Below are 9644 nucleotides of genomic sequence, written 5' to 3'. Positions count from 1 at the left end.
GGTCGATGCCGTCGATCGTCAGGCGGCCGGCGGCGGTCGCGGCGAGGCCGATCAGGCCATCGGCCAGCGGCTGCTGGCCATTGCCGCCGACCCCGGCGATGCCGAGGATTTCGCCCGCGCGCAGTTCGATATCGATCCCCTCGACCCCCAATGTGCCATCGGGTCGGCGGACGGAGAAGCCGTCCAGCTTCAGGCGTATGGGGCCCGGCGCGATGGCGGCGCGGGGCGGCGGCGGTGTCCGCTCGCCCACCATCAGCCGGGCGAGTTCGCCGGTGTCGAGGCCCGTCGTCGTCGCATCCGCCAGCACGGTCTTGCCCTGGCGCATCACGGTCACCCGGTCGGCATGTTCGAGGACTTCGCGCAGCTTGTGGGTGATCAGCACGACGGCGGTGCCGGCGGCGGCGAGGCGGCGCACGAACTCCAGCATGGCGCGGGATTCGGCGTCGGTCAGCACGGCGGTCGGCTCGTCCAGGATGACGATGCGGGCGCCGAGGATCAGCACCTTCAGGATCTCGACCCGCTGGCGCTCCGCGACCGAGAGCGTGTCGATCCGCGCCGTGGCATCGACGGCGAGGCCGACCTCCCGGCCCTTGGCCTCGATGGCGGCGGCGGCGCTGCGCAGGCTGGTGATGCCCGGCACCTGAGTGCCGGCGGCCAGCAGCATGTTCTCGGCCACGGTGAAACTGCCGACCAGGCGGTAATGCTGGTGCACCATGCCGATGCCGGCCCTGGCCGCGTCGGCCGGGCCGCGCAGGGGGAACTCCTGCTCGTCGACCTCGATCGTGCCGGCGTCGGCGGCATAGACGCCGGTCGCGACATTCATGATCGTCGACTTGCCCGCGCCATTCTCGCCGAGAAGGGCGTGAACCTCGCCCCAGCGAACGGTGAAATGGGCCCCGTCCAGCACCTTCTTGTCGCCGAACGCCTTGTCGATATGGTCGAGGGAGAGGGCGGGGCGCTGGCGCCGGGGCATATCGCTCACGATGCACCGCCCGTGAGGCCGAGGCCCTGCAGGCGGCGGCGATAGGCGATGGAGAAACGGTCGGACGGCAGATGGCCTTCCGCCTTGGCATCGAGCGGCAGCGCGGCGGGCACCTGGGATTCGACCATGGCCCGGTCTTCCTCGTTCACCGTCTTCTGGAAGTCGATCCATTCGTCGACCGGCTGGTCCAGGTCGTGGTCCCGCGCCTTCAGCATGAAGATGCGCGAGCGTCCGGCCGACAGGGGCGCGACGATGTCGAAGATATGCTCGTCGCCGCGCGGGAAATGCAGGATCAGCCGGGCGGTGAAGGGCAGATAGACGTCATATTCCGACAGGAGATCGGCGAAATTGGGCTGGCCCTGAAACAGGCTGCCATCCTGCTGCGGCGTCATGAGCTGGAAGCGCAGGCCCGTCGCCGTTTCCTCGACTGCATAAGGCTCGACCTCGGGCCGGTCGGGCCAGCCGAAGGTGGCCGCATGGGCGAAGGAGAAATGGGCGGTATCGCAGAAATTCTCGAGATGGCGGCCGGCGCCGGTCTCCCATACCGCGTCCATCTTGATCCGCTGCCAGGCGGGATCGACCAGTTCCGGCCAGTCCGGGATCGGCTGGTCGGAGCTGCCCTTGAGGCAGGTCCAGACCAGGCCATAGCGCTCCATGACCGGGAAGGTGACGAGGTCGAGCCGGCGGGGTGGTGTCATGTCCGGCGACCCCGGAATGCGCGTGCAGGTCCCGGCGCCATCGAAGCGAAGACCGTGATACTTGCAGACGATCTCACCGCCTTCGAGGCGGCCGAGGGTCATCTTCGTGCCGCGATGCGGACAATAGTCGGCGGCGACGGTGATGCCGCCACCCGTGCGATAGAGGACGAGGGGCACGTCCAGCAGGCGACCGGCGACCGGCCGGCTGCCCACCTCGGCGGAGAAACCCACCGGGTACCAGAAGCCGGCCAGGACATGCCAGTCTTCGGGCGTGAAGGACGAGACGGCCGGGCTGCCGTCGGGCCTGAACATCGACGCGTCCCCTCTTTCGCCCGGCTTACTTCGATGCCGCCGGCATGGTGCCGATCACGCCCTTGACGAAGTAATCGAGCGCCCAGAGCTTCTCGTCGTCCATCACCGCGCCGGCGGGCACGGCTTCGGTGCCGTCCTGCTTGACCACCGGGCCGGCGAAGGGGCTGAAGGTGCCGGCTTCGATCGCCGCGCGGGTCTCGGCGATCCTGGCCTGGGCCTCGGCCGGGACATTGGCGGTGAAGGGCAGCAGGTCGACGGTCTTGGTGTTGATGCCGACGAAGGCGCCGTATTCCTCGGGTGTCCAGCCGCCGGCAATGATCTTCTTCAGCGTCGGGGTCAGGTAGTTTTCCCAGCGGAACACGACCGAGGTCAGGATGCCCTTGGGGGCATAGGCGGTCATGTCGATCTGGTAGCCGATGGCGTATTTGCCCTTCTTCTCGGCGGCATTGAGGGCCGAGGCGGCGGAGAGATTGGTGGCGATCACGTCGGCGCCCTGATCGAGCATGGCTTCCGAGGTCTGACCCTCCTTCACCGGGTCCCACCAGGAATTGGTGAAGATGGCGATCGACTCGGCGCCCGGCTTCATGGCCTGGGCGCCCCGGGTGAAGGCATTGACGTCCCAGTTGACGACGCTGACCGGGAAGCCGGCCAGCATGCCGACCTTGCCCGAGGTGCTGACCGCGCCGGCCGCCATGCCGGCGAGATACCAGGCCTCGTAGGTGCGGGCGTAGAAGCTCTCGAGGTTGGCGCCGTTGGTGGTGCCGGAGGCATTCAGGAAGGCGACGTCGGGATAGGCCTTGGCGGCTTCGAGGATCGGGTCGGAATAGCCGTAGGACGTGCCGACGATGATGTTGTAGCCGCGCTTCACATAGAGATCGACCGCCGCCTTGAAGGCCGTCGACTCCTCGGCGATGCTTTCCGAGGTGGCGATCTTCACGCCCAGGGCTTCTTCCACCTTCACGCGGGCGGCATCCATCGCCTCGTTCCAGCCGCCGTCCTTGATCGCCGCGGCATAGATGAAGGCGATCTTGGGCGGGCCTTTCAGGTCGAAGGCATCGGCCGGCTGGGCGCCGGCGAGGACGGCGAGGCCAAGACCAAGCGCGAGGGCGGTGCCCCTCAGGCCGGCGCGGGCAGCGTTGAAGAATGACATGGAATGATCCCCTGATCCTGTCGATGGCTATGCCGGAGATTTAGCAAGGAGCGTGCCATTGCCATCCTCCAACGGGTTATTGGATATCAATTTCCCCGATTGCCTAAAATTAGAACAAATCTTGATGCAGACGGTACAAATTTTCGGCACGAAGGCCGCCGTGGGGGCACAAGCGATTGTACGGCCATGGAAAATTCAGGATATCCGCGCCGCTCGTGTGTTGGAGCGTTGGGAATTGTGGCTATCCAAGGCCATTTATAAGATTCTCAAGTCTGGTAGATTGGATATCAATGTTGAGGTCCGGCCTTGGCATGGTGCTTGCTGGATCATTCGGCATCGCCCCATGGCGGGTATTTCAGGAACAGGGTGAAGACAGTGACGGCAAAGGCGCAACTGGAAGCGGCGGGCCTCTCGGCGAGGGAGAGCGATTTCAGCGAGATCCCGCAGATCGACCTCGGCCCCATGGCGGGCGACGACCCGGTGGCCAAGCAGGCGACGGCGAAGGCGCTGCGCGATGCCTGCGTCAATGTCGGCTTCTTCTACATCCGCAATCACGGCCTGCCGCAGAAGGTGATCGACGATACGTTCGCGCTCTGCCCGGGCTTCTTCGGCCTGCCGCTCGAAGAGAAGATGAAGATCCATGTGAAGAAATCGGTGAACAACAGCGGCTATACCCCGCTGCTCGAGGAGAATACCGACGAAACCGCCCTCGGCGACCTGCACGAGGGTTTCGATATCGGGAACGAACTGGCGGCGGACGATCCGCTGGCCAGAGGCCGGGAAGCCCTTTACGGCCCCAACCAGTGGCCCGGGAATCTGCCCGGCTTCAAGGAGCAGATGCTGACCTATTTCGAGGAAGTGAAGGCGCTCGGCCGGCGGCTGTTCCGGGCCTTCGCCCTCGCCCTCGACCTGCCGGAGGATTATTTCGATCCGATGGTGACGAAGCCGACCGGGGTCCTTCGCATCCTGTCCTATCCCAGCCAGGAGGGCCCGATCGACCAGCGCCAGATCGGCATCGGCGCCCATACGGATTACGAGTGTTTCACCATCCTCGGCCAGCAGCTGGGCGTGCAGGCGCTGCAGGTTCAGAACGGCAAGGGCGAATGGGTCTCGGCGCCGCCGATTCCGGGCACCTTCGTCGTCAATATCGGCGACCAGATGGCGCGCTGGACCAATGACGTCTTCGCCTCGACCCGGCACCGGGCGCTCAATCTGTCGGGCAAGCCGCGTTATTCGATGCCGTTCTTTCTCGGCACCAATTACGACACGCTGATCGAGGCGCTGCCGTCCTGCGTCGGCCCGGACCGGCCGGCGAAATATCCGCCGGTCGTGGCCGGCGAATACGTCCTGTCGCGCTTCGACGCGACCTACGCCTACCGGCAGGAGCCGAAGGCGGATTGAGCTGACACCTTCCCTTCGTTCGGGCTCAGCGCCGAGGAACGAAGGGAAGGGGCCTCATGGCCTCAGCCGAAATGGACCTTGAGGATTTCGTAGGACTTGTGGCCGCCCGGCGTCGTCACTTCGATCTCGTCACCGACGGTCTTGCCGATCAGGGCGCGTGCGACGGGGGACGACACGGACAGACGCCCGGCCTTCACGTCGGCTTCATCGACACCGACGATCTGATAGTCGACTTTTTCGTCCGTATCGATATCGACGAGGGTGATGTTCGCGCCGAACTTGATGACATTGCCCGAGAGTTTCGAGACGTCGATCACCTGGGCGCGGGAAATCTTGTCCTCGAGCTCGATCACGCGGGTTTCGATGAAACTCTGCTTTTCCTTGGCGGCATGATACTCGGCGTTTTCCGACAGGTCGCCGTGTTCGCGCGCCGCCGAAATGGCCTGGATCACCGCGGGCCGGTCCACCGTTTTCAACCGTTTCAATTCGGCTTCGAGGGCATCATACCCCCCCGCCGTCATGGGCACTTTTTCCATCGCCCCTCTACCTGATTATTGGCACGCCCCAAAGACTGAAGGCCACCGGATTTGCAACAGCCCGGCCGACCTGAAAGGGCCGACCGGGCGGTCGCGGGCATCAAGTGTAGGATTGCAGCGGGGCAACTTCAAGGCGCCCGAGGCGAAGCGCCGCGATTGCCTGTACCGCCGCCTCGGCCCCCGCCGTCGTCGTGTAGTAGGGGATCTTGAGGGTGAGGGCCGTGCGCCGGATCTCGAAGGAATCGGCGATCGATTTCGACCCTTCCGTCGTGTTGAACATCAGGGCGATCTCGCCATTCTTCATCGCGTCGACGATATGCGGCCGGCCTTCGAGAACCTTGCTGACGCGCCTGGCGGGAACGCCGTTCTCCTCGAGGAAATCGGCCGTGCCCCTGGTCGCGACGATCTCGAAGCCCATGGCGACGAGCTGGCGCGCCGGCTCCAGCACAGCGGCCTTGTCGGCCCGGCGGACGGAAATGAACACCTTGCCCGACTGCGGCAGGCGGGTGCCCGAGGCCAGCTGCGACTTGGCGAAAGCCAGTTCGAAGGTCCGGTCGAGGCCCATCACCTCGCCGGTCGATCTCATCTCGGGGCCGAGCAGGATGTCGACACCGGGGAAGCGGGCGAAGGGGAAGACCGATTCCTTGACCGCGACATGGTCGAGCTTCTTCCACTTGAGGCCGAAGCTCGCCAGCTTCTCGCCGGCCATGACGCGGGAGGCGATCTTGGCGACCGGAATGCCGATCGCCTTGGCGACGAAGGGCACGGTGCGGGACGCGCGGGGGTTCACCTCGAGGACATAGATATCCTCGCCCTGGATCGCGAACTGGACGTTCATCAGGCCGACGACGCCGAGCGCCTTGGCCATCAGCTCGGTCTGGCGCTTCAGTTCGGAAATCATCGCTTCCGACAGGGAGTAGGGCGGCAGCGAACAGGCGGAATCGCCCGAATGGATGCCCGCTTCCTCGATGTGTTCCATGATCCCGGCGACGTAGACGGTATCGCGGTCGGCGAGGGCGTCGACATCGACTTCCGTGGCCTGGCTCAGGTAACCGTCGATCAGCACCGGATTGTCGCCGGAAACGACCACGGCCTCGGTCATGTAGCGGTTGAGACCGGGGATATCGCGCACGATCTCCATCGCCCGGCCACCAAGGACATAGGACGGACGGATGACGACGGGAAAGCCGATTCGCTCGACGACGGCGCGCGCTTCCTCGGCCGAGGTGGCGATGCCGTTGTTCGGCTGGCGCAGGCCCAGCTTCTGCAGGAGGGCCTGGAACCGCTCGCGGTCCTCGGCCACGTCGATCGCATCGGGCGAGGTGCCGAGGATGGGAATGCCGGCGTTCTCGAGCGCCTGCGACAGTTTCAGCGGGGTCTGGCCGCCGAACTGGACGATGACGCCGTGGACGGTGCCATTCTGTTTCTCGGTCTCGATCAGCTCGAGCACGTCTTCCGCGGTCAGCGGCTCGAAATACAGGCGGTCCGAGGTGTCATAGTCGGTCGAGACGGTCTCGGGATTGCAGTTGACCATGATGGTCTCATAGCCCGCTTCGGTCAGCGCGTAGCAGGCATGGACGCAGCAATAGTCGAACTCGATGCCCTGGCCGATGCGGTTCGGCCCGCCGCCGAGGATGACGACCTTTCTGGCGTCGCTCGGCTGGGCTTCGCATTCCGGTTCGCCGAAATCGGCCGATTCATAGGTCGAATACATATAGGGTGTGCGGCTGTCGAATTCCGCGGCGCAGGTGTCGATGCGCTTGAACACCGGGCGGACGCCGAGGGCGCGGCGATCGGCCCGCACCTTCTGCTCCGTGGTGTTGCCCAGCTTGGCCAGGCGCTTGTCGGAAAAGCCCATGGCTTTCAGGCGGCGCCAGCCGGCGGCGGTCCGGGGCAGACCACTGTCGATGACCCGGGCTTCCTCGGCGACGATCTCCTCGATCTCGCGCAGGAACCAGGGATCCATCCTGGTGATGTCGGCGATCTCCTCGACCGTGAGGCCGGCGCGGAAGCCGTCGGCGACGACGACCAGGCGATCCGGCACCGGCTTGCCCAGTTCGACCTCGATCAGGTCGCGGTCGCCGTGCAGGCGCTCCACGGGATCGAAGCCGGACAGGCCGGTTTCCATCGAGCGCAGGGCCTTCTGCACCGATTCCTTGAAGGTGCGGCCGATCGACATGGCTTCGCCGACCGACTTCATCGCCGTCGTCAGCAGCGCTTCCGAGCCCTTGAACTTCTCGAAGGTGAAGCGCGGCATCTTGGTGACGACATAATCGATGGTCGGCTCGAAGGACGCCGGGGTAACGCCGGTGATGTCGTTCATCAGCTCGTCCAGCGTGTAACCGATGGCGAGTTTGGCGGCGACCTTGGCGATCGGGAAGCCCGTCGCCTTGGAGGCGAGGGCCGACGAGCGCGAGACGCGCGGATTCATCTCGATCACAACCATGCGGCCGTCGGCGGGATTGATCGCGAACTGGACGTTGGAGCCGCCGGTTTCCACCCCGATCTCGCGCAGCACCGCGATCGAGGCGTTGCGCATGATCTGATATTCCTTGTCGGTCAAGGTCAGCGCGGGCGCGACGGTGATGGAATCACCGGTATGGATGCCCATCGGATCGATATTCTCGATGGAACAGATGATGATGCAGTTGTCCGCCTTGTCGCGGACGACTTCCATCTCGTATTCCTTCCAGCCGGCGACCGATTCCTCGATCAGCACTTCGGTGGTCGGCGAGGCATCGAGACCCGAGGTCACGATGCGGTCGAATTCTTCCCGCGTATAGGCGATGCCGCCGCCGGTGCCGCCCAGGGTGAAGCTGGGCCGGATCACCGCCGGCAGGCCGATGTCGCCAAGGGCGTCCATGGCTTCCGCCATCGAATGGGCGACGCGGGACTTGGGGCTTTCCAGCCCCAGCTTGTCCATGGCGTCGCGGAAGCGCAGGCGGTCCTCGGCCTTCTCGATCGCCTCGCGGTTGGCGCCGATCAGCTCGACATTATACTTCGCCAGGGTGCCGTCGTCGGCGAGGGCCATCGCCGTGTTCAGCGCGGTCTGGCCGCCCATGGTGGGAAGGAGGGCGTCGGGCCGTTCCTTCTCGATGATCTTGGCGACGATCTCGGGCGTGATCGGCTCGATATAGGTCGCGTCGGCCAGCCCCGGGTCGGTCATGATGGTCGCCGGGTTGGAATTGACCAGGACGACCCGATACCCTTCGTCCTTCAGCGCCTTGCAGGCCTGGGTGCCGGAATAGTCGAACTCGCAGGCCTGGCCGATCACGATCGGCCCCGCCCCGATGATCATGATCGAGGTGATGTCGGTACGCTTAGGCATGGGACTTCACCAGGTCGATAAACCGATCGAAGAGATAATGGCTGTCCTCGGGACCCGGGGACGCCTCGGGGTGGTACTGGACCGAGAACACCGGCTTGTCCAGCATCCGCAGACCCTCGTTGGTGCCGTCGAAGAGGGAGATGTGAGTCTCCTCGGCATTGGCGGGCAGGGTCTCGGGCAGGACGACGAAGCCGTGGTTCTGGCTGGTGATCTCGACCTTGCCGGTGGTCTTGTCCTTGACCGGATGATTGGCGCCGCGGTGGCCCTGCTTCATCTTGGCGGTCCTGGCGCCGAGGGCGAGGGCCAGCATCTGATGGCCGAGGCAGATGCCGAACACCGGCTTGCCGCTGTCGATCAGGCTGCGGATCACGGGCACGGCATAGACGCCGGTCGCCGCCGGATCGCCCGGGCCGTTGGACAGGAAGATGCCATCGGGCGACAGGGCGAGGATCGCCTCGGCCGAGGTGTCGCCCGGAACGACCGTCACCTTGGCGCCGGTCGCCGCGAGGCAGCGCAGGATGTTCCGCTTCACGCCGTAATCGATGGCGACGATGTGGAACTTCGCGTTGTCCTGCCGGCCGTAGCCCTTGCCGAGGGACCACAGGGTCTCGTCCCAGCTGTAGGACTGGCGGCAGAACACCTGCTTCGCGACATCGAGCCCTTCGAGGCCGGGGAAGGCGGCGGCCTTGGCCTTCAGGGCGGTGAGGTCGAATTCGCCTTTGCTGTTGTGAGCGATCACGCCGTTCGGGGCGCCGACGGCGCGAATCAGCCGGGTCAGGCGCCTCGTGTCGACGCCGGCAAGGCCGACGAGGCCGCGCCGCAGCGCCCAGGCGTCGAGATGGCTGGCGGCGCGCCATGAGCTCGGCTCGGTCACATCGGCGCGCAGGATCAGGCCGCGGGCGGCGGGGCCGACGGATTCGATATCCTCGAAATTCGTGCCGACATTGCCGATGTGCGGGAAGGTGAAGGTGATGATCTGCTCGGCATAGGAAGGATCCGTCAGGATCTCCTGATAGCCGGTCATCGAGGTGTTGAAACAGACTTCGCCGACCGCGTCGCCTTCGGCGCCGAGGCCCCGGCCCCAAAGGGTCGTGCCATCGGCGAGGACGAGAACGCCGGTCGGTTTGGCGCCCGCAGCCTCATCGGCGGTTGGGCGCGCGTCGTCAGGAATGCTGCCCCGCGGGGGGAGCGGGGGCATGGTGTCTGGCGTCGTAGGCATCAGGGAACTCCGCGGCAG

General features: G+C 65.5%; 8 protein-coding genes. 2 read left to right on the top strand and 6 right to left on the bottom strand.

Going from position 1 to position 9644, the window contains the following annotated elements; genetic code table 11:
- The 3 genes from WAZ62_RS02535 to WAZ62_RS02525 form a co-directional block, all read right to left on the bottom strand.
- A partial coding sequence (locus WAZ62_RS02535; protein ID WP_422641962.1) for an ATP-binding cassette domain-containing protein occupies window positions 1-973 on the bottom strand: 973 nt, incomplete at its 3' end.
- Window positions 974-978: 5 nt separating this feature from the next.
- Window positions 979-1992, bottom strand: a complete 1014-nt coding sequence (locus WAZ62_RS02530) for a Rieske 2Fe-2S domain-containing protein (RefSeq protein WP_422641959.1) — start codon at window positions 1990-1992, stop codon at window positions 979-981.
- A 25-nt stretch (window positions 1993-2017) separates the two neighbouring features.
- A complete protein-coding gene (locus tag WAZ62_RS02525) occupies window positions 2018-3142 on the bottom strand; it encodes a BMP family ABC transporter substrate-binding protein (RefSeq protein WP_422641958.1) in 1125 nt (374 codons plus the stop codon).
- A gap of 58 nt (window positions 3143-3200) precedes the next feature.
- Between WAZ62_RS02525 and WAZ62_RS02520 the strand changes: the two genes are divergently transcribed.
- Window positions 3201-3512, top strand: a complete 312-nt coding sequence (locus tag WAZ62_RS02520) for a hypothetical protein (RefSeq protein ID WP_422641957.1) — start codon at window positions 3201-3203, stop codon at window positions 3510-3512.
- 5 nt (window positions 3513-3517) lie between these two features.
- Window positions 3518-4543 (top strand): isopenicillin N synthase family dioxygenase, encoded by a 1026-nt coding sequence (locus WAZ62_RS02515; protein WP_422641956.1) that lies wholly within the window; start codon window positions 3518-3520, stop codon window positions 4541-4543.
- 62 nt (window positions 4544-4605) lie between these two features.
- Here WAZ62_RS02515 and greA read toward each other — a convergent pair whose 3' ends face one another.
- From greA to carA, 3 genes are all read right to left on the bottom strand, one after another.
- Window positions 4606-5079: a transcription elongation factor GreA gene (gene greA / locus WAZ62_RS02510; protein WP_422641955.1), complete on the bottom strand. Its 474-nt coding sequence runs from the start codon at window positions 5077-5079 to the stop codon at window positions 4606-4608.
- A gap of 100 nt (window positions 5080-5179) precedes the next feature.
- On the bottom strand, window positions 5180-8407 hold the full coding sequence (gene carB, locus WAZ62_RS02505) for a carbamoyl-phosphate synthase large subunit (RefSeq protein WP_422641954.1): 3228 nt from the start codon (window positions 8405-8407) through the stop codon (window positions 5180-5182).
- Window positions 8400-9605 (bottom strand): glutamine-hydrolyzing carbamoyl-phosphate synthase small subunit, encoded by a 1206-nt coding sequence (gene carA, locus WAZ62_RS02500; protein ID WP_422641953.1) that lies wholly within the window; start codon window positions 9603-9605, stop codon window positions 8400-8402. Before carA ends, carB begins: the two co-directional genes overlap by 8 nt.
- Between the last annotated feature and the right edge of the window lie 39 nt (window positions 9606-9644).

The organism is Zavarzinia sp., assembly GCF_049306435.1.
GTDB lineage: Bacteria > Pseudomonadota > Alphaproteobacteria > Zavarziniales > Zavarziniaceae > Zavarzinia.
Note: the sequence above shows the minus strand (reverse complement) of the source record. Positions and strands in the feature narration are given on the sequence as shown.

Bases quoted from the DNA above. Each gene is read 5' to 3' on its own strand.
- carB (WP_422641954.1), bottom strand. From the start codon at position 8,407: ATGCCTAAGCGTACCGACATCACCTCGATCATGATCATCGGGGCGGGG.
- WAZ62_RS02530 (WP_422641959.1), bottom strand. From the start codon at position 1,992: ATGTTCAGGCCCGACGGCAGCCCGGCCGTCTCGTCCTTCACGCCCGAA.
- greA (WP_422641955.1), bottom strand. From the start codon at position 5,079: ATGGAAAAAGTGCCCATGACGGCGGGGGGGTATGATGCCCTCGAAGCC.
- WAZ62_RS02525 (WP_422641958.1), bottom strand. From the start codon at position 3,142: ATGTCATTCTTCAACGCTGCCCGCGCCGGCCTGAGGGGCACCGCCCTC.
- carA (WP_422641953.1), bottom strand. From the start codon at position 9,605: ATGCCCCCGCTCCCCCCGCGGGGCAGCATTCCTGACGACGCGCGCCCA.